Source organism: uncultured Ruminococcus sp., assembly GCA_902785355.1.
Taxonomy (GTDB): Bacteria; Bacillota; Clostridia; order Oscillospirales; family Acutalibacteraceae; genus Ruminococcoides.
On sequence record CACZYF010000010.1, the window covers coordinates 1 to 24,441 of the forward strand.

The 24,441-nt window shown below is 45.2% G+C and carries 24 protein-coding genes, 3 tRNA genes and 1 pseudogene; 7 read left to right on the top strand and 21 right to left on the bottom strand.

Annotated elements, in window-relative coordinates:
• Window positions 1-221 precede the first annotated feature (221 nt).
• The 3 genes and pseudogenes from R2I50_RS03375 to R2I50_RS03385 all read right to left on the bottom strand — a co-directional run.
• Complete coding sequence (locus R2I50_RS03375; protein WP_316607701.1) at window positions 222-806, bottom strand: zeta toxin family protein; 585 nt, start codon at window positions 804-806, stop codon at window positions 222-224.
• Window positions 807-819: 13 nt separating this feature from the next.
• Entirely contained in the window at window positions 820-1,110 is a 291-nt protein-coding gene (locus R2I50_RS03380; protein WP_316607702.1) for a type II toxin-antitoxin system RelB/DinJ family antitoxin, read from the bottom strand.
• Window positions 1,111-1,257: 147 nt separating this feature from the next.
• Window positions 1,258-1,689 (bottom strand): annotated as a pseudogene (locus R2I50_RS03385) (recombinase family protein); the annotation flags it as partial.
• A 182-nt stretch (window positions 1,690-1,871) separates the two neighbouring features.
• Between R2I50_RS03385 and R2I50_RS03390 the strand changes: the two are divergent.
• Together R2I50_RS03390 and R2I50_RS03395 are read left to right on the top strand one after the other, a co-directional pair.
• The gene (locus R2I50_RS03390; protein WP_316607703.1) at window positions 1,872-2,363 is read left to right on the top strand and encodes a hypothetical protein; all 492 of its coding nucleotides are present in this window, start codon (window positions 1,872-1,874) and stop codon (window positions 2,361-2,363) included.
• A gap of 36 nt (window positions 2,364-2,399) precedes the next feature.
• Window positions 2,400-3,656, top strand: coding sequence for a hypothetical protein (locus R2I50_RS03395; RefSeq protein ID WP_316607704.1), 1,257 nt, complete (start codon window positions 2,400-2,402; stop codon window positions 3,654-3,656).
• Between the two features lie 219 nt (window positions 3,657-3,875).
• Here R2I50_RS03395 and R2I50_RS03400 read toward each other — a convergent pair whose 3' ends face one another.
• From R2I50_RS03400 to R2I50_RS03425, 6 genes are all read right to left on the bottom strand, one after another.
• Complete coding sequence (locus tag R2I50_RS03400; protein WP_316607705.1) at window positions 3,876-4,982, bottom strand: hypothetical protein; 1,107 nt, start codon at window positions 4,980-4,982, stop codon at window positions 3,876-3,878.
• Window positions 4,983-5,193: 211 nt separating this feature from the next.
• Complete coding sequence (locus R2I50_RS03405) at window positions 5,194-5,862, bottom strand: hypothetical protein (RefSeq protein ID WP_316607706.1); 669 nt, start codon at window positions 5,860-5,862, stop codon at window positions 5,194-5,196.
• Window positions 5,863-6,170: 308 nt separating this feature from the next.
• Window positions 6,171-6,257, bottom strand: a tRNA-Leu gene (locus R2I50_RS03410).
• A 77-nt stretch (window positions 6,258-6,334) separates the two neighbouring features.
• Window positions 6,335-6,409 (bottom strand) — tRNA-Glu (locus tag R2I50_RS03415).
• Window positions 6,410-6,412: 3 nt separating this feature from the next.
• A tRNA-Met gene (locus R2I50_RS03420) sits at window positions 6,413-6,489 on the bottom strand.
• 105 nt (window positions 6,490-6,594) lie between these two features.
• Window positions 6,595-7,293 carry a DUF6198 family protein gene (locus R2I50_RS03425; protein WP_316607707.1) on the bottom strand — a complete coding sequence of 233 codons (699 nt, stop codon included), beginning with the start codon at window positions 7,291-7,293 and terminating at the stop codon, window positions 6,595-6,597.
• Window positions 7,294-7,454: 161 nt separating this feature from the next.
• Between R2I50_RS03425 and R2I50_RS03430 the strand changes: the two genes are divergently transcribed.
• Window positions 7,455-8,162, top strand: a complete 708-nt coding sequence (locus R2I50_RS03430; protein ID WP_316607708.1) for a CpsB/CapC family capsule biosynthesis tyrosine phosphatase — start codon at window positions 7,455-7,457, stop codon at window positions 8,160-8,162.
• A gap of 222 nt (window positions 8,163-8,384) precedes the next feature.
• Here R2I50_RS03430 and serS read toward each other — a convergent pair whose 3' ends face one another.
• The 12 genes from serS to rpmH form a co-directional block, all read right to left on the bottom strand.
• Entirely contained in the window at window positions 8,385-9,671 is a 1,287-nt protein-coding gene (serS, locus tag R2I50_RS03435) for a serine--tRNA ligase (protein WP_316607709.1), read from the bottom strand.
• 35 nt (window positions 9,672-9,706) lie between these two features.
• Window positions 9,707-10,609 (bottom strand): ParB/RepB/Spo0J family partition protein, encoded by a 903-nt coding sequence (locus R2I50_RS03440; protein WP_316607710.1) that lies wholly within the window; start codon window positions 10,607-10,609, stop codon window positions 9,707-9,709.
• Window positions 10,602-11,375: an AAA family ATPase gene (locus R2I50_RS03445; protein ID WP_316607711.1), complete on the bottom strand. Its 774-nt coding sequence runs from the start codon at window positions 11,373-11,375 to the stop codon at window positions 10,602-10,604. The genes R2I50_RS03440 and R2I50_RS03445 overlap by 8 nt, the downstream gene beginning before the upstream one ends.
• A 331-nt stretch (window positions 11,376-11,706) precedes the next feature.
• Complete coding sequence (locus tag R2I50_RS03450; RefSeq protein WP_316607712.1) at window positions 11,707-12,528, bottom strand: ParB/RepB/Spo0J family partition protein; 822 nt, start codon at window positions 12,526-12,528, stop codon at window positions 11,707-11,709.
• Window positions 12,529-12,887: 359 nt separating this feature from the next.
• Window positions 12,888-13,601, bottom strand: a complete 714-nt coding sequence (rsmG, locus tag R2I50_RS03455; RefSeq protein WP_316607713.1) for a 16S rRNA (guanine(527)-N(7))-methyltransferase RsmG — start codon at window positions 13,599-13,601, stop codon at window positions 12,888-12,890.
• The gene (gene mnmG / locus R2I50_RS03460; protein ID WP_316607714.1) at window positions 13,594-15,480 is read right to left on the bottom strand and encodes a tRNA uridine-5-carboxymethylaminomethyl(34) synthesis enzyme MnmG; all 1,887 of its coding nucleotides are present in this window, start codon (window positions 15,478-15,480) and stop codon (window positions 13,594-13,596) included. Before mnmG ends, rsmG begins: the two co-directional genes overlap by 8 nt.
• Window positions 15,481-15,558: 78 nt before the next feature.
• Window positions 15,559-16,953 carry a tRNA uridine-5-carboxymethylaminomethyl(34) synthesis GTPase MnmE gene (gene mnmE, locus R2I50_RS03465; protein ID WP_316607715.1) on the bottom strand — a complete coding sequence of 465 codons (1,395 nt, stop codon included), beginning with the start codon at window positions 16,951-16,953 and terminating at the stop codon, window positions 15,559-15,561.
• A 294-nt stretch (window positions 16,954-17,247) separates the two neighbouring features.
• On the bottom strand, window positions 17,248-18,135 hold the full coding sequence (gene jag, locus R2I50_RS03470) for an RNA-binding cell elongation regulator Jag/EloR (protein ID WP_316607716.1): 888 nt from the start codon (window positions 18,133-18,135) through the stop codon (window positions 17,248-17,250).
• Between the two features lie 23 nt (window positions 18,136-18,158).
• Window positions 18,159-19,142, bottom strand: coding sequence for a YidC/Oxa1 family membrane protein insertase (locus R2I50_RS03475; RefSeq protein ID WP_316607717.1), 984 nt, complete (start codon window positions 19,140-19,142; stop codon window positions 18,159-18,161).
• A 52-nt stretch (window positions 19,143-19,194) separates the two neighbouring features.
• Window positions 19,195-19,422: a membrane protein insertion efficiency factor YidD gene (gene yidD, locus R2I50_RS03480; RefSeq protein ID WP_316607718.1), complete on the bottom strand. Its 228-nt coding sequence runs from the start codon at window positions 19,420-19,422 to the stop codon at window positions 19,195-19,197.
• Window positions 19,419-19,754, bottom strand: a complete 336-nt coding sequence (rnpA, locus tag R2I50_RS03485) for a ribonuclease P protein component (RefSeq protein WP_316607719.1) — start codon at window positions 19,752-19,754, stop codon at window positions 19,419-19,421. Before rnpA ends, yidD begins: the two co-directional genes overlap by 4 nt.
• Before the next feature lie 135 nt (window positions 19,755-19,889).
• Complete coding sequence (rpmH, locus tag R2I50_RS03490) at window positions 19,890-20,024, bottom strand: 50S ribosomal protein L34 (protein ID WP_316607720.1); 135 nt, start codon at window positions 20,022-20,024, stop codon at window positions 19,890-19,892.
• A gap of 345 nt (window positions 20,025-20,369) precedes the next feature.
• Between rpmH and dnaA the strand changes: the two genes are divergently transcribed.
• The 4 genes from dnaA to recF all read left to right on the top strand — a co-directional run bounded on the left by dnaA (window position 20,370) and on the right by recF (window position 24,405).
• A complete protein-coding gene (dnaA, locus tag R2I50_RS03495) occupies window positions 20,370-21,698 on the top strand; it encodes a chromosomal replication initiator protein DnaA (RefSeq protein WP_316607721.1) in 1,329 nt (442 codons plus the stop codon).
• Window positions 21,699-21,958: 260 nt separating this feature from the next.
• Entirely contained in the window at window positions 21,959-23,056 is a 1,098-nt protein-coding gene (gene dnaN / locus R2I50_RS03500) for a DNA polymerase III subunit beta (protein WP_316607722.1), read from the top strand.
• 11 nt (window positions 23,057-23,067) lie between these two features.
• Window positions 23,068-23,280, top strand: a complete 213-nt coding sequence (locus tag R2I50_RS03505) for an RNA-binding S4 domain-containing protein (RefSeq protein WP_316607745.1) — start codon at window positions 23,068-23,070, stop codon at window positions 23,278-23,280.
• A 21-nt stretch (window positions 23,281-23,301) separates the two neighbouring features.
• The gene (recF, locus tag R2I50_RS03510; RefSeq protein ID WP_316607723.1) at window positions 23,302-24,405 is read left to right on the top strand and encodes a DNA replication/repair protein RecF; all 1,104 of its coding nucleotides are present in this window, start codon (window positions 23,302-23,304) and stop codon (window positions 24,403-24,405) included.
• The last annotated feature ends 36 nt before the right edge of the window (window positions 24,406-24,441 follow it).

A 24,441-nucleotide genomic window follows, 5' to 3' on the forward strand; every position in this document is an offset into this window, starting at 1 on the left:
CCTTGATATCTATCTCGCCTTCGAGGAATTCTTCTCGCAGGAAAAGACAGCGTCCGAACGCTCAGAGTCCGTAGGCCTTACCGACAAAGAACGGATCGAAAACCACGGTTTTGATGTGAAAACCTCCTTCCGAGGAAAACCCGAGCGCAAGTGATAATTACATCAGTAACCATATAACAAGAAAACGACGCAAGGGTATAACCACCTTTGCGTCGCTTGTTTCAATGAATATAATCGTCAGGATAGGTACCGTTAAATAAGCTTTTCAGCATGTTTGTATTCCAAATATCGTTCGGAAAAATCTTTAAGTCTTTATCTTCTTTTCTGAATAACAAACCGGATCTTACGTCAGCCTTATCAGGAGAGTTATCGAATAGAAGGAATTCATCGCACAAGGATATCAATACAGGGATAAGTCTTAACGCTCGCATATATCGCTCCCGTATCTTATCAACCGGAACAGGATGCCCGCCGCCTTCAAACCGAGCCTTGACCCGCGCTATGTTGATATCCGGGTGCGACGTGAGAATGTAGATGCAAGATACATAATAGCCTTCTTGTTTCGCTTTAGCTATCAGTTTGAGGTTTCGGTCAGTCGACATGACGGTTTCGAAAGTGAAATCTTGTTTCTTGCTCAAAAAATACTCTCTGATTTGTTCCGCCTTCAGAGCAGCCTCCATGTCGGTGCAATCCAGCGCTTTTTTGATTTCATCGGCGTTGACGTATTCACCGACTACGCCGAATTTGGAGGTAACGGTGCTTTTTCCGGAGCCGTTGGGACCGGCGAATATCACGAGCCTTGGCATAGTCAGTCACCTCTTACTCCGTGTGCTTTAGATTTCCGCTTTCATCTAAATAAGCAGAGGGCGGTAAGGTCGCGACTGCAGATGAATTCTTGATTGCTTCGGAGAACAACTCATCCATATCAGCCCCTGAAAACAAAGCCTGCTTTTTTGTCGGGGCAGTAACGTCAAAGGGGAACCCTTTCTCTGCAACAAAACGATTTAAGAAAATACTGATCGCGCTGCTTAATGAGATACCGATCGCGCTTGCGATCGCTTCTGCCTGAGCCTTTGAATCATCATTGTATCTGACTGTAATGGTTGCCATAAGAGTAACTCCTTTCAGAATGTGTTTGATGATATTATATGTTATTATCACAAAAAAGTCAACAAATGTAATACAAATATATTAACTTGTATTACAAATGAGAAGAAGTGATGGTTGGTATTTCCTCTATTGAACACGGATTACGGATTACAGATTCAGCTCGGCTGCCAATTCCTTTTTATACTTGTAATATGTGTTTCGGCTCAGTCCGGTGAGCTTCATCACTTCTCCGTCAGTCAACATCCCTCTGAAATCTCGGCTGTGCTTCTCGATCAGCGCCTTTGCGGGCGCTTTCTTTTTTATGTGAAGGGTGGCGCCGCTCTTTTGTCCGATCTGTTTTCCGTTTCTCCTTGCGGTTTCAATGCCTTCCGAGGTTCGCTTGTGGAGATCATCCACTTCCTTCTGAGATTGCTCGAATGCAGGACGGATCTGTTTGGTCGCCGGCTTTTTCAGATAGCTGTTGATGCCCATCAGGATATCGTCGACGTCGTCGCCTGTCATCGAAATCGTATTTGACAATGCGCTCTTGTATGTATCGGTATCAATGTGATGTTCTTTCAGAAATACCAGATTGATCCCTTATATGGTACATTAGCCTATGAAGGGATTGCCGACAACACCGGAACGATCACGAAATCCATTGACCGCATTAATCGTTTGCAGTATAATAATACGTATGACAGTACAGATAGGTTAATGAATTTTATGATTGGACTTATATTAGAAAGGGATATTATTACTAAGGAGATGATTATGCGGGTATGATGAAAAGATTATTATTCTCAATCGTGTTGATAGGCACAATAGTCTGCTTAAGTACAAGCTGTAATAATCAAAAACATATAACTAATTTTGATAAGGTGGAGTCTTTTAAAAAGGATAATGAATGTAGTATTCAAATTATTTGTGATTATTTATTGAAATCCGAATATGATTCAGTATATATAAATGATGCTAATGGACAAATGTATGCGGGATTTGAATATATCGAAATAGAAGACCCAACTGTGAATGATTGCATAAAATCATTATGGAAAGAGAAATGTAAAAATATAAGTCTGATCACAGAGAATAATGCAATTACTTTTCGATTAGGTCAAACGCTAATTGAAGGAATAGAATATGGTTTGGCCTATCCGATAAATGATACTTCTGAAATAAGAGTTCAGTTTCAAACAGAATTAATTCCACTATATAATAGCGAGTATTACTATTATGTTTCGGATTATAATGAATGGAGGATATCTAATTAAACCTGAGATTCACAGACAACGAAGCGCAGTAAATATTTGGATTTAAACTATCCTGTTACACTATTTCTTTCAAGTTGTGCTGCGATTGATCTATCTACTAGAAAAACCGGTGATACAAGTGATTATCGGGATAACAAATTAATTCAGTTTATTATAAATAAAGCCTCGGAATTATTTTGGGGGGTATTATTGGTAAATTTAGGAAAGGATGTGTATGTATTGAAGAGATTAATAATTATCATTAGTTCTGTTGCTCTATTCTTAATTATCTTTTTATGTATTTTATTTGATCCAATGAGATTATTCTTAATGCCAAACAATGAAGAAATTACACTGTTAAGCGCACAAGGAGGGCAAGCAGTAGCGGCTGTATCCGAAATCGGCAATGTTTATATAAAAGGAAGTCTCTCTCAAAGAATTAACTATGGTACAGATCTTGTTCGACAGTTATATAATCTTATTTCTGATTCGTTTGTAAGAATCTACGATAAAAATGATGCCGTTTCAGTTAATCTTTCTAATACCGGAGGCTGTATTGTCACAGAGCAATCTGATGTATATGTGTTTGTTAACGATTCTGTAAAAAACAAGACCCCGACTTATTTGTGTTCCGGTTATATAAAAGCATATCTTGCCGGTGATGACGTTTATTTGCTTCGCTCAGACGGTACATTTGGAGCCGTTAATTTAGAGAACCCCACAGAAATCACTGTGCTCGGTAGGGATGTAGTTGATTTTGATATTGAATATTCGGATTCTGAATCTTTTCCTTATGGAATATGTTTTGCATTAACTAAGGACCATCGTTTATTTGTCATGAAAATAGGAGAAACTCTCGACAGCACCGGAAATTACATTGATGATGTTGTCGAGTTTGATGTTGTTTCTTTTGTTGCACAATGGTGTATGGATGATCATGCAAAGAAGCATGTTGTAATTAGCCTATTAAACAGCAAAGGACAAGCTTTTTGGTATGATGGAGATTTAGATGAAAATTATTCAAAAATTGCAGATATGAAGAATTATGTTTTAGCAGGTAGCAATGTTTCGTGCTTAGTTTCTTATCCGGTTGGCGTTGCAATGTTAAACAACACAGGACAAGTATCTCTATATGGTAATGATTTCGGAAATGAAGATTATATGTCAGGAGATATTCTTTTTGATGATGTTAAAGGATTATTTTCAAGCGGTAGAAATTTGATGATGTTATATCAAAACGGCGAAATTGATTATTTTGGTTTTGATGTCGGTAAAGGATCTACTCGATATATCAAACAACCTTATTGGCACTAATTTTTACGAGATTTATATAAAAAACTTGGTTCACTTGCGTACCTCCCGGAGATATTTTTACAGTTACATTATAACATACTCCTCACGCGATTTCAACACATTAAAGCGCTAAAATCTGAATTGTTGCTATCTTTCTTCAATAGTAACAGCCGCCTGCAAAAGCAAGCGGCTGATCATTTTTATACAATTATGTATTAGACTCTTTGTTATCTCGACGGTCTATCTTTCTCTGATTGGTCCTACATAAACAATTGTATCCTTTGTGATCTCTTTTAATCGTTCTAAATCTCGATACTGGCAGAAAATGTAGTAGCTCTTTTCGTTCCTGTTTGCATTAATGACAAACAGTCTGAGTGTGACCACGTCAATATTCCCCGGACAGATCCACACCGGATTATCTCGATAGAATCCCGTACCGATCAGCAAACGGTAATTACCTTCATCATCCCTGTCTGTGGTTTCTATTTGATTCTGTTCGATCAGTCTCTGCATTAATTCACTATGATCGGCATACAGATCTTCAAATCTACTATGAAAGTTATCTCCGCTATCGAAAACATAAAACTTTTTATAGTTTGCGGTATTGACGCCTTTTTTCTCATCGTTTCCGGTATTGGCGATGATCTGCTTTGTGATATTGATTACCGATCTTTCATCGTTACAGATCAGTATAGCTTCGCTTACTGGAATTGAAAAAAATTGTTGCAAAAAGAAGGGAAGTAACCTCTCTTGTTTAGAAAAGGTTTTCATATTATGATTCGCCCGATAGACAGGAATGATCCTTCCCTTACCCGCAAAAAAGCCCAATACTCTTGAGCCCTTAAATGCGGTCGATCTGATACCCAGCATGCGCTTATACTCCAACGCGGAATAAAAGTATACTTTGTTGCGGTCGAACGCTTCAGAAATATCGGGCTTATTATACGATTCATAGGGGATGTCCATGCGATCAAAGAGAGCGTAAAGATAAGCGAATTGCCTTTTCCTGCTCCTGTGCTTGATATCGTACTGGCGGCTGTCATCCTCGATACAATCACTGTATTTTAAATACTCAAGATAATATGAGGTAATCCTCTTTCCTGAATTTGTCAGGGTATATCCGATAGCGCCGTCTCTGCTGATTCGTTTGATCCATCCCCTCTGTTTCAGGATCGAGATCGCCTTTCTGAAGTTAGCGCTTGACATATTCATATGTTGGTATAGATCGCTTGGTATTTCTTTGGCAAAAAACAGAATATTGAGAATACGATCATATCTGGACTTATATTTATTCTGACTAAGGTCAATGTTAAATTGGGATTGGCTATTCTTAGTATTGTTTTTCATCGTTTCTTCTCTTCCTTTAGCGTTTTGCTTGCTACACGACTTTCGGTACTTTATATTCCTTTACTATAAAAGTTGGAGCGATGAATTCGGTTTTTCTACCGCTGAACCCGCATAAACAGCGGATTATGCTATGAATTACCCCTGTCACGTACGTAAACACGTTTTTTTCCTGTTTGTGACAGGGGTAATTCCGTTTTTTGTGACATATTTTTTACATGTCTTTGATCATTTTCATCACTTCAATATCATGTTCACTGTCTACGAGATAGATTTCCGTACGATATTCTTCTTTGCTATCAACCCTCTTAAAGTAATATATATTGTTACATGAAGCGGGCGAATCATCATCGAGGAAAAACTGAATCATGCCGTTTTGTATCATGGACGCCTCTTTATTGTCGTTGTCAACCATCATGCGGGGATTGCCGCCATAGGTAAGTATTATCATCGTTGCGCATTTAAATGGTTGAACCCTGTGCTCACGGCAGTATCTTTTAACCGCTTCCTTAATAGATACAGTCAACGCGTTATTGAACTCAGCATGCTGGCGCCGTATATTAGGAAGAAGCACAGGAAACGAGATCTTATATACAGGAAAATCAAAAATCTCAAGCCTTTCTACCGAGACATCCAGCATTTCACATTCGCCGTTGTAAACCTTGTTGGAATCAAAGTGTCTCGGAAAAAAAGAACAAAGTGAAAGTAAAATCTGTCTATATGCTAAAAACAAGTCGGAGCTGATACGCGCTCCCCTTTTTCCATCAAGCGCAAGACTTTCAAAATCATATTCTTTATTATGCTTTTTCAGTAACTGAGTTTCTTTGGTAAGCTTCTCAGATGCTTTCTCTATTCTCTCTATATAGTAATTAATTGTATCCATAATAAATCCTCCATAATATAAATAATCGGAAACGATATCAGCATTTTTAGGTTCAAATGTTGATTTTTTTAAAATTGACAGTACTTTATCTTTTGCAATGCCCTATTTGTCCAGGCAGCAAGCGAAAATTGACAGTAAAGTTGACAGTAATTGACAGCAAAATTGACAGCAATTCAACTTACTTTAACTTAATTCAACTTTACTCAACTTGTTTTTTGAATCTCTCATAAACCCACTGTTTAAGCCATTTTAGGGCATTTTAAGAAAATTTGGCAAAACAAAAGAGACAGTTCGAAAACTGTCTCTAATGGTGCCGGTGACCGGACTTGAACCGGTACGGATGTTACTCCGAGGGATTTTAAGTCCCTTGTGTCTGCCTATTCCACCACACCGGCAGACCGTGCCGACGCTGCGTTTCACTTCGCACCATCAGCAAATGGTAAAAGAAAGCCCCTGTCAAGCGACAGGGGTTTGGTGACCCGGACGAGAATCGAACTCGTGTTACCGCCGTGAAAGGGCGGTGTCTTAACCGCTTGACCACCGGGCCGTTTGGTAGCGGAAATAGGACTTGAACCTACGACACTTCGGGTATGAACCGAATGCTCTAGCCAGCTGAGCTATTCCGCCACATATTCTTCAATCAGGCTCCGGTAAACCTGACTTAAAGCAAAATTTATTATATTATAAAAGAATTAATTTGTCAATACTTTTTCGTATTTATCTGCGATTATTTTACTTATCAAAGAAGCGCCTCAGCCTTAAGCCATCCTTAAATTCAAAGAGCCTGTCCTCAGTCCTGCACAGCCACCCGATGATGACGCCGTTGATCAGCGCACAGATAACCGTACCCCAGCCTGTACCGATCAGCTTGCCCCATCCAAAAAACACGAACGACAGTATTACACCCACCAGACAGCTGATAATATCGTAAGTCCACTTCACCTTACCGGTCGGCTTCTTCAGCTTCTTTGATAATTCCGAAACAAACAGCTCATATGCTTCGGGCGGGATATAAGTATGGAACACCATCGACACACCGAGCGTACAAAACATCTCTCCTATTAAGAAAAATACAATACGCAGCACGATTTGATCATCCGCGACCGCAGGCATAAGCCACATGATCAGGTCGAGAATATAACCGTAAACCACCGCCGTTATAAACGAGAACAAGTAAGATACCCGAAACTTGCGCATAATAATCATCAGCGCGATCACCAGCACCAGCTGCAGGCTGTACTCAGCCACACCGAAACTGAACCATCCCATCCCGGGAAGCTGTGAGATATAGCGGTGCAGCACATACGCGGGAGAGACCACCATGCTCAAGCCGAAATCAGCGCGCTCCATAAAGGTCACGCCGAACGCCAGCGAGATGATCCCCACCACATAGGCGATCTCCGTAAAAAATACCGGTTTTTTCTTTTCCATATTATCCTCCGATGAAAGGTACATAAAAAAGCCCCCTGTGTTTGATACAGAAACACAGAAAGCTTAAGGTTATATTATCATAATCGATCGCAAAAATCAAGTTGATTCTTCTCCCCTCTTCTGCTATAATACCATCAGAAGAAAACGGAAGGAGGATCATCATGCTCGATATCCACAGCCACTTTCTGCCGAAAATGGACGACGGCAGCAAATCGACCGAGATGTCGATGGAGATGTTGCGTGAATCCCGCAGACAGGGCGTCACGACGATGGTGTCGACCTCGCATTTCTACGGTGACAGCGAGCCTCCCGAGCGTTTTCTCATGCGTCGTCAGCACGCTTATGAAAAGCTCCTCCCTCTGCTCTCCGATTCCGAGCCCGAGATTCTCTTAGGCGCCGAGGTGTTTTATTATCCCGGTATCTCACACAGCGACAGCGTTCCACAGCTTTCGATACAAGGCACCGATCTGATCTTGATCGAAATGCCTTTTATCCCGTGGTCGGACAGGATATTTGATGAGCTGATCTCCATGCAGTATAACACCGGTCTGCAAATCGTGCTCGCGCATGTGGAACGTTACCAGTCAATACAGAAGAAAGCTGTTTTTGAAAGTCTGTTTGACCAACCGTTTTACTTTCAGTGTAACGCATCTGTTTTCTCTTCTTTTCGTTCAAGACATCTCGCGATGCGCATGATCAAGAACGGTCAACTCCATTTTCTCGGCACCGATTGCCATAACACCGATAAACGATCGCCGGATATGAAGAACGCAAAAGCGATCGTTGAAAAAAAGCTCTCCCCTGCCGCATGGAAGAAGCTTACCCGTGAATTTGAAGAACGCTTTGATCGTCATCGTATTTCATACTAATCCTTGATAAAAAGATTTAATCAGATATTAGTGATATATTTCGGATAGCGCGACGGGAGACGCAGACAGGCTGGCGCCTGTCAAGGAGACGAAATATAGCGCAATAGATGATAAAGGTTTTTATTAAGGATTAGTATAATTACCAAGATAAGCAGCCCGCTGTACCGAGATACAGCGGGCTTTTCCGTGGAAATAATAATCTTTTGTGTGAAAGCGAACTTTTTACTTTGCCTCGATCTTCTCGATACCGCCCATGTAGGGTCTGAGCGCCTCGGGGATGTTTACGCTTCCGTCGGCGTTGAGGTTGTTCTCGAGGAAAGCGATCAGCATACGAGGCGGCGCGACGCAGGTGTTGTTCAGGGTATGAGCGAAATACTTCTTGCCGTCCTTGCCGTTGACGCGGATCTTCAGACGGCGCGCCTGAGCGTCGCTGAGGTTCGAGCAGGACCCGACCTCGAAGTACTTCTTCTGTCTGGGGCTCCACGCCTCGACGTCGATGCTCTTGACCTTCAGATCGGCGAGGTCGCCGGAGCAGCACTCAAGGGTACGCACCGGGATGTCGAGGGTACGGAAGAACTCGACGGTATTCTGCCAGAGCTTGTCGAACCACATCTTGCTGTCCTCGGGCTTACAGACGACGATCATCTCCTGCTTCTCGAACTGATGGATACGGTAGACGCCGCGCTCCTCGATACCGTGGGCGCCCTTCTCCTTACGGAAGCAGGGGCTGTAGGAGGTCAGGGTGTAAGGCAGATCCTCCTCCTGCAGAATGGTGTCGATAAACTTACCGATCATGCTGTGCTCGGAGGTACCGATCAGGAACAGGTCCTCGCCCTCGATCTTGTACATCATCGCGTCCATCTCAGCGAAGGACATAACGCCGGAAACGACGTTTGAACGAATCATATAAGGCGGGATACAGTAGGTAAAGCCCTTGTTGATCATGAAATCGCGGGCATAAGAGATGACCGCAGAGTGCAGGCGGGCAATATCGCCCATGAGGTAATAGAAGCCGTTGCCGGCGACCTTACGCGCCGCGTCAAGGTCGATACCATTGAGCTTTTCCATGATCTCGGTATGATAAGGAACCTCAAAATCCGGAACGACCGGCTCGCCGAAGCGCTCGATCTCAACATTTTCGGAATCATCCTTACCGATCGGTACGCTCGGATCGATGATGTTCGGGATCACCATCATGATTTCGGTGACCTTGGCGTTCAGCTCGTTTTCCTGCTGCTCGAGCTCCTCGAGTCTGGCGCCCTCGGCTGCGAGCTGTGCCTTGAGCTGTTCTGCCTTTTCCTTTTCGCCGCGCTTGTAGCAGCCGCCGATCTCCTTACTGATCTTATTGCGGTTCGCGCGCAGCGCGTCAGCCTCGCCCTTAGCGGCTCTCGCCTGCTTATCAAGCTCGATGACCTCGTCTACCATCGGCAGCTTTTTATCCTGAAACTTGTTCTTGATATTCTGCTTGACGATCTCAGGGTTTTCTCTTAAAAATTTAATATCGATCATGGTTCTTCATCCTTCCAATATAATACAATTATTTATTATGACTCGTTGATATCGTCAAAAAACGTGGTGTCATTCCACAGCTTTTCGATTTTGTTTGCCAGTAAAAACAACTCGGCGGGGGTATTGAAATCCACACTCAACGTGCCGCCGATATCGTCCTTTCTCAGGCTGACCTTGACCTTGGTACCCATGGTCTCGCTCAGTGCCAGCTCCACTTCGGTGAATGTGGGGGGTTTTGAGGGTGAAGATGCGTTCTTCTTCGCCTTCTTCGGCTTACCGAGCTTCCTGGTCAGGTTTTCGGTCTCTCGCACGGATAAACCTTCCTTGACGACCTTCTGCGCAGTCTCTGTCGCGAGCGTTTCATCCTCAATCGAAAGGATCGCGCGGGCGTGACCGGCGCTCAGACTGCCGTTTTCAAGCATCGGCTTAACGTCCTCCGGCAGACTCAGCAGGCGCAGGGTATTCGCTACGGCGGGACGGGATTTACCGACCGTTCGGGCGACCTCCTCCTGTGAAAAGTCATATTCATCCATCAGCGTTTTGTAGCCCTTCGCCTCTTCAAGAGGACTCAGATCGCGACGCTGAAGATTTTCGATCAGCGCGATCTGCATTGTCTCGCTGTCGGACAGCTCGCGCACGATCGCGGGAATCTCAGAGAGTCCCGCCAGACGTGACGCGCGATATCTGCGTTCGCCGGCAACGATCTGATAACCGCCGTATATCTGCGGTCGAACTAAGATCGGCTGGAGTACGCCGTGCTCGCGGATGCTTTCGGCAAGCTCATTCAGCGCCTCTTCATCGAAGCTGCGGCGCGGCTGGCTGCGGTTCGGCTCGATTTGGGAGATTTTGAGAGTTTGTATTTCGTTGTTATCCTCGGTATCGTTCTCGCTGAATATCGCCGAGAGTCCCTTACCGAGGCCGCCTATCTTCTTAGCCATATTTTTTCTCCTTACGGATGATTTCCTGCGCAAGATTTAAATAAGCCTCCGAGCCCTTACAGTGCCTGTCATAATACATGATCGGTTTACCGAAGGACGGCGCTTCACTCAGTCTGACGCCGCGCGGGATCACGGTGCCGAACACCTTCTTCGGGAAGAACTGTTTGACTTCTCCTACGACCTGCTGAGTCAGGTTGAGTCTGCCGTCGTACATGGTTAGCAATACGCCCTCGATCTCGATATGCTCGTTCAGCTTACGCTTGACGTAGCGCACGGAGTTCATCAGCTGTGACAGACCCTCCAGCGCGTAATACTCACACTGGATCGGTACCAATACGCTGTCGCAGGCGGTCAGCGCGTTAGTCGTGATGATACCGAGCGACGGCGGACAGTCGATGATAATGTAGTCATAATTCTGCTTGATCGGCAAAAGCGCTTTCTTCAATCTTTGCAGACGATCCGAAGCCTCCATAATCTCAAACTCAGCGGCGGCAAGATCGATACCTGCGGGCATTAAGTCCAGATTATCGTACTTTGTATGTAAGATAACTTCATCTGCCTTCGCTTCATTAAGCAGAATCTCATAGGTACTCTTCTCGATGGTGCGCTTGTCAAAGCCCACGCCGCTCGTCGCATTACCCTGAGGGTCAATATCGACCAGCAAAGATCGCTTGCCGTAGGTACCCAGCGCTGCGGCTATATTGACAGCTGAGGTGGTCTTTCCCACACCGCCCTTCTGGTTCGCGACAGCAATAATCTTAGCCATAGCTTCACCTTCCTTTACTACAGTCGAATTTACTGCTTTTGTTTTTTCATACGCGTATTATTGTACCACAAATCAGACGGTAATAAAAGCCCTTTCGTAAATTTTTTGTCATTTCATGTTTCACGTGAAACATTTTCTACGGTCGTTGCTCTGTTAATGATTTATACAGAACGCCGACAGCCGCATGCGTAAAACGCACACGGCTGTCGACAAGGGGTTCAGATAAGGAAATGGGTATGAGTGGATAGGTGTGAACCTATCGGGAAAGAAATATATCAAGCTATGTAAGCTTTGATACCATAATGAATAACGGTCAGTCAAAAATGCTTTACTACGAAGCGTTCTTGCTTGCTGACTTCGGGATCTTCACGGTGTATTCGATATAATCGTCGGTCTCGCTGCGGTGAGAGATCGCGTTGATCCCCGAGAGACGCATCGTATCGACCGCTTTGTTGATCGTATTGACGAAGATGCGTACATCCTTGATTGCGATCTTACGCTCCTGCTTCGGGATGGGAGCCGCCTCCGGCTTCTTCATCAGTGCTTCGGTCACGAGCAGTTCCGTCTGACCGACGCTCATATGGTCGCTGATCACGCGGCTGAGTACCTCTCGGCGCAGACTCTCATCTTCGATTCGAAGCATTGCTCTTGCGTGTCGTTCCGAAAGATGCGCGGATAAAATCCACTCCTGTTCTTCAAAGCCGAGTCGCAGCAATCGCAGTTTATTTGCGACGGTGCTTTGTCTTTTTCCGAGCTTTACTGCCGCCTGCTCCTGGGTCAATCCGTACTTACGAATCAACCGGGCAATACCTCTTGCTTCTTCAAACATATTGAGATCGGTTCTCTGGAGATTTTCTATCAGCGCCAGTAACGCGGAATCCTTATCGCCGCATTTATGTACGACGCAGGGGACCTTGCTGAGTCCCGCCATGATCGCGGCTCTCAGCCGCCTTTCTCCCGCAATCAATTCGAACTCTGTTGAATTGATACGGCGCACAACCAAAGGCTGTAATATTCCGTTTTCGACAATCGAGCGTGAAAGGCTCCTGAGCTCTTCTTCGTCAAAATTTCGCCGGGGTTGGGTTCTGTTCGGTCGAATCTGGATGGTAGAGATGTTTAACACTTTGTTTTCTCTGCCAAGCAAACTGTTCACAACCCTCACCTCCGTCAAGCCGAGCAGACCATAAATCGGATTCTTTACGATATTATTATCAATAGAAAGGTTTATATTGATAATAATACTATTTACGTTCTGCCTTACGGCTTGTCCTGACAGGTATTATCATAGCAGATCGGGCGGGGATTATTTGTCGGTTTATGAGCGATTATTATAGAAAGTTTTGCCGTAATAATATGAAAAAACACGGCTCATGTCGAACCTCGCCTTCTTATACTAATCCTTAATAAAAACCTTTATCATCTATTGCGCTATATTCCGTATAGCTTTGTTGGGCTCCTTGACAGGCGCCAGCCTGTCTGCGTCTCATTAAATCTTTTTATCAAGGATTAGTATTACAATGGTTTATTCTTGATCTGCTTACTTTTTCTCGGATACTGTGAAGGGGTTTCTGTGATCTTTTTTATCTCAATAATACTACGTTCACCGGCATCGCCTAATACAAAGTCATGCTTTTGTAAAAGCTCTCCGCCAAGGGTAGTGATCGCGTTTTGAGCCGCCTGTAATTCTTCCTCGGATCCCTTGCCCTTCATTGCAATGAATCTTCCTCCGACCTTCACATACGGCATATCGTATTCACAGAGCGTATTCAATGAAGCGACAGCACGGGAAACAGCGATATCGAAGCGATCGCGCAGCTCAGTACGCGAACCGTCCTCAGCGCGGCTGTGGATGAGCTCAACATCATCAAGACCAAGCGCATCACATACGGCTTCCAAGAAAATCAAACGCTTATTCAGGCTGTCTAATAAAGTAAGCCGTATATCGGGGCGCGCGATCTTCAGCACCATACCGGGAAACCCTGCGCCCGTACCGACGTCGATGACCGAAGCGCCGTTCTCAATATCACAGTACCGAAAAAGCATCAAGCTGTCCGCAAAATGCTTGAGCGCGACGTCATGCGGCTCGGTCAGCGCGGTCAAATTCATCTTTTCATTCCATTCGATCAACTGATCGTGATAAACGCATAGACGGTCAACAGCAGTATTATCTAAAGTAATACTAAACTGTGATAATGTATCGATCAAGATAGTTATGAAATCATTCATTCGTTCTCCCCCTTTGCTTCATCAGATAAATCATCAATACATTGATATCGGCGGGAGATACGCCGCTGATACGGCTCGCCTGACCGATATTCAACGGCTTGATCGCGTTGAGCTTCTCCTGCGCTTCCAGTCGCAGACCCGTAACTGCATGATAATCAATATCATCGGGGAGTAATTTTGTTTCCAACTTACGCATATTTTCTACTGCGGCAAGCTGTTTTTTAATATAACCGTCGTATTTCACCGCGATCTCGACCTGTTCGAAGATCACAAAGGGCAGCTCGGGTCGATTTCTGTCGATAGGAGTCAAAACCTCATAATTCAGCTCGGGACGTTTTAACAGGTCGATCAAACGGATGCCGGTCGTGACATCCGATGTTTCACGTGAAACAAGTATATTGCTGAGTTCATCCGACGGCGCGATCACGGTCATTTTCACGCGCTTTAATTCCTCTTTGATCAATTCCTGTTTATGTAAAAAGCGCTGATACCGTTCCTCACCGATCAAGCCGAGCCGGTAGCCGATGGGAGTCAAGCGTTCGTCGGCATTATCCTGTCGCAGTATCAACCGGTATTCGCTTCGCGAGGTCATCATGCGATAAGGCTCATTCGCGCCTTTCGTAACCAGATCGTCAATCAGCGTACCGATATAGGAGGACGCACGGTCCAGCACCAGCGGCTCTTTCCCCTGCACCATTAACGCGGCGTTGATACCCGCGATCAATCCCTGTGCCGCCGCTTCTTCATATCCGGAGGAGCCGTTGAACTGTCCCGCCCCGTATAATCCGGGAAATTTCTTAAATTCAAGCGTAGCGAGCATATCGGTCGGGTCGATACAATCATACTCGATCGCATAGGCAGGTCTCATGATCAAAGCATGCTCCAAGCCCTTTATCGTATGATAAAAGTCGAGCTGAACCTCCTCGGGGAGAGAGGATGACATACCCTGCAGATACATTTCCTCGGTATCTTCTCCGCAGGGTTCGATGAACAGCTGATGCCGCGACTTGTCCGCAAAGCGGACGATCTTATCCTCCAGACTCGGACAGTAACGCGGTCCGACTCCCTCGATCTTTCCGCCGTAAAGCGGACTGCGGTGGATATTATCAAGGATGATCTTTTTTGTATTCTCATTCGTCCAGCTGACATGACAGACGACCTTGTTCTCAAGCGGAGATAAGGTATCATAAGAGAACGGTACGGTCGGTTCGTCGCCCTCCTGTACCTCAAGCTCCGTAAAATCAATGGAAGAACGTTTCACGCGGGCGGGCGTGCCCGTCTTGAAGCGGCGGGTCTTGACGCCGAGCTTTCTCAGGCTTTCACCCAGAAACGCGGCGGGAAAGATGCCGTCGGGTCCGCTCTCGTAGCTTACCTCGCCGACATAGATACGACCGCCGAGGTAAGTACCCGTTGCGATGATGACCGCTTTCGCACGGAACACACCCAACATGCGGGTGGTGAGCAGCCATGTCCCGTCCTTATCCTGTTCGAAATCGGTGATCTCCGCCTGGCGTAGGTCAAGATAATTCTGCAATTCCAGTGTGTGCTTCATGAGAGAAGAATACTTTCTGCGGTCGATCTGGGCGCGGAGAGAATGGACAGCGGGACCTTTACCGCGATTGAGCATACGGCTCTGGAGGGTACAGGCGTCCGCCGCCTTACCCATCTCGCCGCCCAGCGCGTCGATCTCCCGCACCAAATGACCTTTTGCCGTGCCACCGATAGAAGGGTTGCACGGACAGTTGCCGACCGCGTCCATATTGATCGTAAAGACAGCGGTATGACAGCCGAGCCGCGCAGAGGCAAGTGCCGCCTCGATACCCGCGTGACCGGCGCCGATCACCGCCACATCATATTCACCTGCAAAGTATGTAGACATAATATCACCAATAATAGTATTATAATGTAAGCGGACGTCAATAAGCCGTCCCTTACAATTTTTGTTTCACGTGAAACATTATTTACCGACACAGAAGTTGTGGAACACCCTGTCGACGACTTCGTCAGTCACGTTCTCACCTGTAAGCTCCGCGAGATATCTTATTGCTTCCTCAATCAGTACGGTAACAGCGTCAAGGGTCTCTCCTAAATTCAGAGCCTTAATTGCTTCGTCGACAACCGCTTTCGTTTTTTCTATCAGATTTCGCTGGCGCTCATTGTAGCTTATCACATCGCTCGCATAGCTGAAATCATTCCCGATAAAGTACCTGCCTAAAAGATATTCTATTCTGTCTTTGATCATATTACTTTCATTTTTCAGCGAGGTATATACAGTCGCTATGATATTTTTATCGGGATATTTCTTTTTCAGTTCATCGCAATTATTATTCGCTATACAAATATCTGATTTATTATTGATAAAAAAGATAGGAACATCAGAAGGTATCATCTCATAGATGCGCTCGTCATCCGTCCGGGAAGGTACGGACAAATCCGCAATAAAAATGACAAACTGAGCTGTTTGAAGCTTCTTTTGAGCACGTTCTACGCCGATTTTTTCAACCAAATCATCCGTATCATGTATTCCCGCGGTGTCTATCAGATTCAGTCTGAAATCTCCGAGCTGTATCTGTTCCTCTACCGTATCGCGCGTTGTTCCGGAAACTTCGGTGACGATACTCCTGTCATAACCCGATAAAATATTCATCAAGGTACTTTTCCCGACATTCGGCCGACCGACTATCACGGTATTTATTCCGTTGTAAAACAGCTTTCCCGCATCATATTTTTTAAGGAGCATACTCAGATGATAAGATGCGTTGATTAAGGAGTTTTTTAAATGTTTAGGCTCAATATCGGGAATATCCTCCTCAGGATAATCCGCCCACGCATTAAGGTGAGCCGCTAAATTCAAGAGTCCGGTCTTTATCTCGTTGACCTGTTTTGAAATGTATCCTTCCTTTACAGCAAGCGCTGCCTGAGCCTCGCCGCTGGACTTAGCGGAGATCAGATTCATGACAGATTCAGCTTCGATGAGATCCATTTTTCCGTTGAGAAAAGCTCTCTTAGTGAATTCTCCGGGCTCTGCGGAAACCGCGCCGGAATTAAGAACCGCTCTTAAAATATCGCGGGTAACAGCGATTCCTCCGTGACAGGAAAGCTCAACTACATCCTCGCCGGTATAACTTCTCGGCGCTCTGAAAACAGTTGCGATACACTCGTCGATCTCTTTATTTTGAAACAATACTTTTCCGAGAGCGCAGGTATATCCGTTCATCTCGCTGAGCTTCTTACCGGAAAGTGAGACAAACACCTTTTGAGCTATATCTATTGATTCGGGACCTGAGATGCGAATAACCGATATACCGGCTTCGGTAAGTCCGGTGGAGATTGCGGCTATAGTGGATTTCATTTTTCCTCCTATTGTTTCACGTGAAACATTTTATCATAATAAGAGAGCAAGAAAATGCGCTTTGCACATTTTGCGCAGCCATCTCCCGTTGAAGCACAAAACACTTTAACATTTATTGTGTAATATTCCACTAATAAATTTGTTAATGCTTTTAATTGAACAAACCGGGAGGGTATATCATTTTTTATAGGAAACGAGGAGTTTTCTATAAGGAAAAAACGGGCGGAAATCCGCCCGTTCGTTGTAATAGGTTGAGATTGCCGCGGGCGCAGCCCTCGCAATGACGATTATAATTTATTTATCGATTCTGCCGTACAAACCAACGCCTGCACCCTCATTAAGAGGCTTACGGTCGGGGTTGGGAGCGGATTGCTTCGGCTTACCGCCTCGACGATTATAGCCGCGTCTGCCGCCTCTGCCGCCGCGATTATCACTTCTCTTACCGTCGGGACCGATAACGACATGACGATTCATGTTCTCACCCTCGCTCCAGGAGGTAGCGCCGTTGATTTTCTGAACAGCCGTATGGATGATGCGGCGCTCATAGGGATTCATCGGCTCGAGAGAGCTCTTTCTGCCGGTTTTAGCCGCCTTGATCGCCAGTCTGCGACCGAGTGACTCGAGGGTCTTCTCGCGCTTTTCGCGATAATCGCCGGTATTGATAACGACTCTTCTGTAGGCATTGTCGATGCGGTTAGCCGCCAGACAAGCCAGATACTGCAGGGCGTCAAGCGTTTCGCCGCGTCTGCCTATGATGAAACCGACGTCCTCACCTTCAATATCAATGGTGATAACATTATCCTTTTCGGTAGTGGACACGGTGATGTTATTGAGTTCCATGCAGCTGATAATACTTTTGATATACTTCTCGGCTGCCTGAGCAGCGACGGCAATATTCTCGTCCTTTTTCTCAGAGGGAGCTTCCGCCTTTTGAGCTGCCTGAGGCTTATTCTCAACGACAGCGGTTTTTGCTTCAACAGGAGTCTCAACGACATCCTCTACTTCGTAAAAGACCCTGACCTTTGCCGGACGACCGCCGAACAGACCGAGAACCTTTTTCGCTTGCATTTCAATTATTTCAAACTCAACGCCGTCATCAAGAGAATCAACGCCGAGTTCACGGCAGGCGACGTCCTTCGCTTCTTCAACGGTCGCGCCGATACCGATTGCTTCTTTAATCATAATTACACCTTCTGTAAATGAGCTTATTTGCTCTTCTTTTTCGTATTCATTTCGGTAGAAGTTTTTGATGAGGAAACCGGTTGATAGATATACGGTACCTTTGCTTCCTTCAACTCCATCAGCGCGATATGCTGCGCTTCGGACTGTGCGTTCAACTGCGGCGCAGAGAAGAATTTGTTGATCAATAACGTCTGGATAAAGCCGAAGATGGTGGACCATACCCAATAAAAGCCGACCGCGCCCGGTACGATATAAGAGATGTACACGGTGATCAGCGGGAGGAGGTACATCATGTACTTCATGCAGCCAGTCTGTTGCTGCTGCATCATGTTGCCCTGGATCCTCATGGTGATGATCTGTGAACCTAAAGAAGTCACAAGACAGAGGATCGGAATAAGGATGATCAGAGAAGTAAAGCCCTTTTGCTGAGGGATAGATAGCAGATCAAGTCCCAAGAAATTGAAACCGCCGGCGAGATTGTGGATACTCGTGACCTCTGCCTTGGGTAAACCGCTCTGGATCAGCATATCTACATTACCGGGATGGGTAAAGAGCTTCAGAACATTCATTTCGGAATAAATATTGTTCTGAGTCATATAGACGCCGGGAATCATGTTGATCTGATTGATTGCGTCGGCAGAGAGATGCAGAACGTTACTCAGCGGACGAACGACCGCGTAGTAAATGCCCAGCATGATGAACATCGGAAACAGCGAGGTACCGCAGCCCGACAGGGGAGAAACTCCCTCTCTCTCATAAAGCTTCTGAATCTCTTCATTCTGCTTTGCTTTATTATTCGCGTATTTTTCTCTGATTTCTCGTTGCTTTGCCTGTAAAGAGGCGTTCGCCGCCATACTCTTCTGCTGCTTTACGGATGACGGGAACAGGATTGCCCTGAATATCAGGGTAAAGATAATGATGGCGACACCGAAATTCTGGATGACCCAAAAGATCGCCCACAGGATGTAGCCGAAGATGCTACCGATAAAGTTAAAAACAACAAACATAAGTTAAAGCCTTTCGATTAGCTTTGCATAAGCCTTTTACGATAATGGATAATTATAGCTTATGTCTTTTTTCGGGGACGGGATCATACCCGCCCTTAGACCACGGATTACACCGAAGAATCCTCCACGCTCCCATAAATGTGCCTTTGAACGCTCCGAAGCGCTCAATAGCCTCATAGGTATATTGGGAACAGGTAGGATAATATTTACACTTAGGCGTTGTGTGAGGTGAGATGGCAGTCTGATAAAATCGAATGAGTTTTAAAAAAATCTTCTTCATGACTTAATTATCCCGAGCTGTAAGAGGTGCTCGCGCATAGCGCGCTCTACGTCGTAGCTTTTTACATAAGCGGTACGGGTACGCGCCACGAAGATCAAATCATAAGACGCGGACTGATCCGCTCCTACATGATAGAAAGCCGCTCTGATTAATCGGCGGCTGCGGTTGCGGTTGACTGCCTTACCGACCTTTTTGGAGGTGGTTATTCCTATTCTAAGGTTATTATTTTTTGTTTTGATCGCATAGGTAACGAGTGAGGGGGATACAAACGATTTACCGCGACGGTAAATACGCTGAAAATCCCTGTTACTGGTAATCGTAGTAATCTTCATCTAACCACCGGAATGATAGTAATCGGACTGCATAGACGGATGAAAAACCATCCTTTTGAGCCGAAAACAGGAAAAATAAAAAGTTCCTGTAAATGAAAAGAAAGACCACTGCCGACAGTGGCCTTATCGTTCATCTTAGTATGACAGCTGCTTTCTGCCCTTCGCTCTTCTTCTGGCGAGAACCTTACGGCCGTTCTTGGTAGACATTCTTTTTCTGAAGCCGTGCTCCTTCTTGCGGTGAATCTTCTTAGGCTGATATGTTCTGAGCATGAATAATCCTCCTTTCGGGTACATAACCTTACAAGTTAGCATTATAGCTTAGTTTTTCCTTTTAGTCAATATAATTTTTTCATTCTTTTTAACCTTTTTTTAAGAAAAATTGATTTTATTTTTTCTTACCACTATATATAGTAGTCCCGATTCTATCTGACACAATTCAAAAAATACCGTTTGTAATACTGCACATTTATAATGGTATATAATACTTATATATATGGAAGTTTTTTCAACAACTCTGTTGCTTTTATGTTGATAATTTGATATAATAATATGCGATTATGGAATAGTATCGTCTGTTCCTTTTTGAATGTATGAAAGCATAACAGAGGGGATAATATGGAAAACTTTAAAGAGGGCTGGGATATCATCTGCGACTATCTCCGCCAGGAAAAGAAAATTGTCGAAGTAGCGTATAAAACATGGATATCGAGGATCGAGCCGGTCGGTATCGACTTTGAAAAGGGCGTCATCACCCTGATGGTGCCGAACGAGTTTCACCGTCAAACGTTGATCCGCGGTTATCTGCCTAAATTTGAAGAAGCATACGAAGCGGTTCTGGGAACGAGCTTTGAGACAATCTTTCTCATTCCGGAAGAAAATGAAAAACAAAAGGAAAAATTATTAGGGGATGAAACCTCCGCTGACGCGGGATATGAATTTACCTTTGATACCTTTATCATAGGATCCTCAAATAAATTTGCGCATGCCGCTTCGATGGCTGTCGCTCAGAATCCCGCCTCCGCCTACAATCCGTTATTTTTGTACGGTAATTCCGGATTGGGCAAGACCCATCTGCTGTACGCGATCGGTAACGAGATCCGCAAGACGCATCCCGACTACAAGGTTATTTATATCAAGGGCGAAGATTTTGCAAACGAGATCATTCAGTCCATTATGAATAAAACGACCGCCCAGTTCAGACAGAAATATCGTCAGACGGATGTACTGCTGGTTGACGACGTCCAGTTCATCGGCGGTAAGGAAAGTACGCAGGAAGAGTTCTTCCATACTTTTGACGCGCTGTATGACGCTAAAAAGCAAATCGTGCTGACTTCCGACCGACCTCCGAAGGAGATCAAGGTGCTGACGGACAGGCTCAGAGGTCGTTTTGAGATGGGATTGCTGGCTGATATCCAGGCTCCGGATTTTGAGACCCGCATGGCGATCATCAAACGTAAAGCGGAGATCATCGGACTCGAGCTGAACGACGATTTGTGTGAATATATTGCCAACAAGCTAAAAACCAATATCAGACAGCTGGAAGGCGTCGTTAAAAAACTGATGGCGCGCTATAATCTGACTAAAGAAAAACCGACGCTGTCAATCGTAAATGAATCAATCTCCGATATTCTCAACGACGACGTACCGCCGGAGCTTACGGTAGAGAAAATTGTCGACGAGGTCAGCCGTACCTTCGGCGTGGACAGCGACGACCTAAGATCACAAAAATCCCGCCGTGCAAATATCAATAAGCCGCGACAAATCGCGATCTACATCGTGCGTGAACTAACGACCCTCTCGATGGAGAACATCGGTAAGGAATTCGGCAACCGTCATTACTCGACCATCGTTTACACCGTCCAGCAGGTGGAGAAGGATATCAAAAACGATCCGTCCCTGCGTGAAACGGTCGAAGATATCATTAAAAATATCAGGGAAAGATAAGAAAACTTTTTCCTTGTTTTCCATGAATATTAACATGGATTGTTTCCACATTTTTTACGGACAATTGACGGATAAATGATGACAGGTTCTTTTTCCTTAATGTTTCTCGAGAAGTATGGAAAAGAAATGCAGTTGATAAGCGGTGGTACGGGGTTTTCCTCATTTTAACAGCTCCTACTATTACTACTATTTTATATAATAATCATATCATTACATATCATGTTCGGCGACAAACGAACGCTGAACAGAAAGAGGTACCTATGAAATTCAAATGTATGAGAACCGATCTCTCCTCTGCAGTATCAAACGTCAGCCGCGCCGTATCGGCGAAGGCGACCATTCCTGCGCTGGAGGGTGTGCTGATCAAGGCATACGGCGACAGTCTGGAAATATCCGGCTATGATCTGGAGATCGGTATCGTCACCACGATGGAGGCGAGCATTGCGGAGGAGGGTGAGATCGTCGTATCCGCCCGCCTGTTCAATGATATCATCCGTAAGCTGCCTGAAGAGATCGTTGATATCGAAACAGACGACAGGATGATCACCTATATCCATTCCGGCGCCGCGGATTATCAGATCGTCGGTATCAATTCGACCGAGTATCCCGAGCTGCCGAACGTTGAAGAGATCAGCGCGCTGACGATCAATGCCGAAATCATCAAGAATATGATTCGCCAGACGGTTTTCGCAACCTCCGATAATATGGCGAAGCCGATCTATACCGGTTCTTTGTTTGAAATAAAGGGAGGTATATTCCGTATCGTGGCGGTCGACGGCTTTCGTATGGCGATCCGTCAGGAAAATGTAGACAGCGAAATCGAAGCAAAGTTCGTTGTGCCAGGTAAGACACAGAATGAGATATTAAAGCTGATAACCGATCCGAAGAAGGACGTCGATATCATCGTCGGTCAGCGTCATATCATTTTTAAGGTAGAAAATTACAGTATCGTTTCCCGCTTGTTGGAGGGAAACTTCCTTGATTATAAAATGCCTGCTTCGGCTTCGACCGAGTTCGTTATCAATACCCGCATTCTCGCTTCTTCGGTAGACCGTATGGCGCTGCTTACCAGCGAGAAGATCCAGTCGCCGGTACGCTGCTCGATCTCCGCGGATGAGATCAAGCTCTCTTGCTCAACCGCGGTCGGCAGAGCGAATGATATGATCCCCGCCTCCGTAATCGGCAACGATGTGGAGATCGGCTTCAATAACCGTTATCTGCTTGACGCGCTGAAGAATGCCGAGACCGATGAGGTCAAGATTCTGCTCAACGGCGGCTTGCAGCCGATGATCATCAAGCCCGTCAATGGTGACAGCTTTACATTCTTGGTAGTTCCGATGCGTTTAGCGGCTGAGTAAATATATTTATGATGGAAAAAATAGTAATTAACGAAGAATATATCCGCTTGGATAATCTGATGAAATTTGCCGGTATGTGCGATACCGGCGGCCGCGCAAAATATCTGATACAGAACGGCGAGGTCAAGCTCAACGGTGAAGTATGCACCATGAGAGGTAAGAAGCTGCGCAATAAAGATATCGTAGAATATAACGGTAAAAAGGTAGAAATCATTGCGGATTAATAATTCGGGATTGAGGTTCAATTGAAGGTACGGGAGCTGAGCTTTGAAAATTATCGCAATTTAATAAACGGCACGATCAGCCCCTGTGAAAAGGTCAACGTTATCTACGGTGAGAATGCCAACGGAAAGACAAATCTGCTGGAGGCGATATGGCTGTTTTGCGGCGGCCATTCCTTCCGCGGCTCCAAGGAAGGCGATATGATCCGCTTTGATCAGAGCTTCTTTAAGCTGAATATGCAGTTTTATTCCGGAGAGAGAGAGCAGGACGCGCAGATCGCATTTGATAAAAAGCGCAAGATGATAAAGATCAACGGCGTCGATAAGTCTTCATCTTCCTATCTGACCGAAGTATTCTCGGCGGTGGTATTTTCTCCCGAGCACTTGAATCTGATTAAGAGAGGGCCTAATGTTCGCCGAAAATTTCTTGACGCGGCGATCTGTCAGCATCGTGTAAGGTATGCCTCGATGCTTGCAAAGTATCAGCAGATCATCAATCAGCGTAACGCGCTGTTGAAGGACAGTTACCGTCACCCTGAGCTGAGGGATACGCTGTCGATCTGGGATGATTCGCTGATCGTGGTCGGTTCGCAGATACTCAGGGAAAGACTCGATTATCTGAAAAAAATGAAAAATCCCGCTCAAATCTATCATAAGGGAATATCCTCTGAAAAAGAGGAGTTGGAGATAGATTATATCTCTTCCGCTAAAACGGAGGAGGATGACAGTATCGATCTTATTAGGGAAAAGCTGAAAAAGGAGCTGATTGCGTCCCGTCAGGAGGATTTTAGGACGGGCAACACTTCCGTAGGTCCGCATCGCGACGATCTGGATATCAAGATCAACGGGATATCGGCGAGACGGTTCGGCTCTCAGGGACAGCAGCGATCGGCGATCCTGTCGTTAAAGCTCAGTGAAGCGGAGCTGCTGTATCAGAAAAACGGCGAACGCCCCGTGATCCTACTCGACGACGTACTTTCGGAGCTTGATAATAAACGTCAGGATTTTCTATTGAATAAGGTAGAGGAATATCAGGTTTTTGTTACCTGCTGTGAGGAGAGTAACAAGGAACAGCTGAGAAACGGCAAGATTTTTTATGTAAATAACGGAGAGATAAATACGGCTTGATCGATTGTGACCGGATCGCTCCTATTGATGATCAAG

Bases quoted from the DNA above. Each gene is read 5' to 3' on its own strand.
- R2I50_RS03425 (WP_316607707.1), bottom strand. From the start codon at position 7,293: ATGGAAAAGAAAAAACCGGTATTTTTTACGGAGATCGCCTATGTGGTG.
- R2I50_RS03440 (WP_316607710.1), bottom strand. From the start codon at position 10,609: ATGGCTAAGAAGATAGGCGGCCTCGGTAAGGGACTCTCGGCGATATTC.
- dnaN (WP_316607722.1), top strand. From the start codon at position 21,959: ATGAAATTCAAATGTATGAGAACCGATCTCTCCTCTGCAGTATCAAAC.
- mnmE (WP_316607715.1), bottom strand. From the start codon at position 16,953: ATGAAATCCACTATAGCCGCAATCTCCACCGGACTTACCGAAGCCGGT.
- dnaA (WP_316607721.1), top strand. From the start codon at position 20,370: ATGGAAAACTTTAAAGAGGGCTGGGATATCATCTGCGACTATCTCCGC.
- R2I50_RS03405 (WP_316607706.1), bottom strand. From the start codon at position 5,862: ATGGATACAATTAATTACTATATAGAGAGAATAGAGAAAGCATCTGAG.
- serS (WP_316607709.1), bottom strand. From the start codon at position 9,671: ATGATCGATATTAAATTTTTAAGAGAAAACCCTGAGATCGTCAAGCAG.
- R2I50_RS03400 (WP_316607705.1), bottom strand. From the start codon at position 4,982: ATGAAAAACAATACTAAGAATAGCCAATCCCAATTTAACATTGACCTT.
- jag (WP_316607716.1), bottom strand. From the start codon at position 18,135: ATGATTAAAGAAGCAATCGGTATCGGCGCGACCGTTGAAGAAGCGAAG.
- rnpA (WP_316607719.1), bottom strand. From the start codon at position 19,754: ATGAAGATTACTACGATTACCAGTAACAGGGATTTTCAGCGTATTTAC.
- R2I50_RS03505 (WP_316607745.1), top strand. From the start codon at position 23,068: ATGGAAAAAATAGTAATTAACGAAGAATATATCCGCTTGGATAATCTG.
- R2I50_RS03445 (WP_316607711.1), bottom strand. From the start codon at position 11,375: ATGGCTAAGATTATTGCTGTCGCGAACCAGAAGGGCGGTGTGGGAAAG.
- mnmG (WP_316607714.1), bottom strand. From the start codon at position 15,480: ATGTCTACATACTTTGCAGGTGAATATGATGTGGCGGTGATCGGCGCC.
- R2I50_RS03475 (WP_316607717.1), bottom strand. From the start codon at position 19,142: ATGTTTGTTGTTTTTAACTTTATCGGTAGCATCTTCGGCTACATCCTG.
- rpmH (WP_316607720.1), bottom strand. From the start codon at position 20,024: ATGCTCAGAACATATCAGCCTAAGAAGATTCACCGCAAGAAGGAGCAC.
- R2I50_RS03375 (WP_316607701.1), bottom strand. From the start codon at position 806: ATGCCAAGGCTCGTGATATTCGCCGGTCCCAACGGCTCCGGAAAAAGC.
- R2I50_RS03390 (WP_316607703.1), top strand. From the start codon at position 1,872: ATGATGAAAAGATTATTATTCTCAATCGTGTTGATAGGCACAATAGTC.
- R2I50_RS03430 (WP_316607708.1), top strand. From the start codon at position 7,455: ATGCTCGATATCCACAGCCACTTTCTGCCGAAAATGGACGACGGCAGC.
- R2I50_RS03380 (WP_316607702.1), bottom strand. From the start codon at position 1,110: ATGGCAACCATTACAGTCAGATACAATGATGATTCAAAGGCTCAGGCA.
- rsmG (WP_316607713.1), bottom strand. From the start codon at position 13,601: ATGAATGATTTCATAACTATCTTGATCGATACATTATCACAGTTTAGT.
- yidD (WP_316607718.1), bottom strand. From the start codon at position 19,422: ATGAAGAAGATTTTTTTAAAACTCATTCGATTTTATCAGACTGCCATC.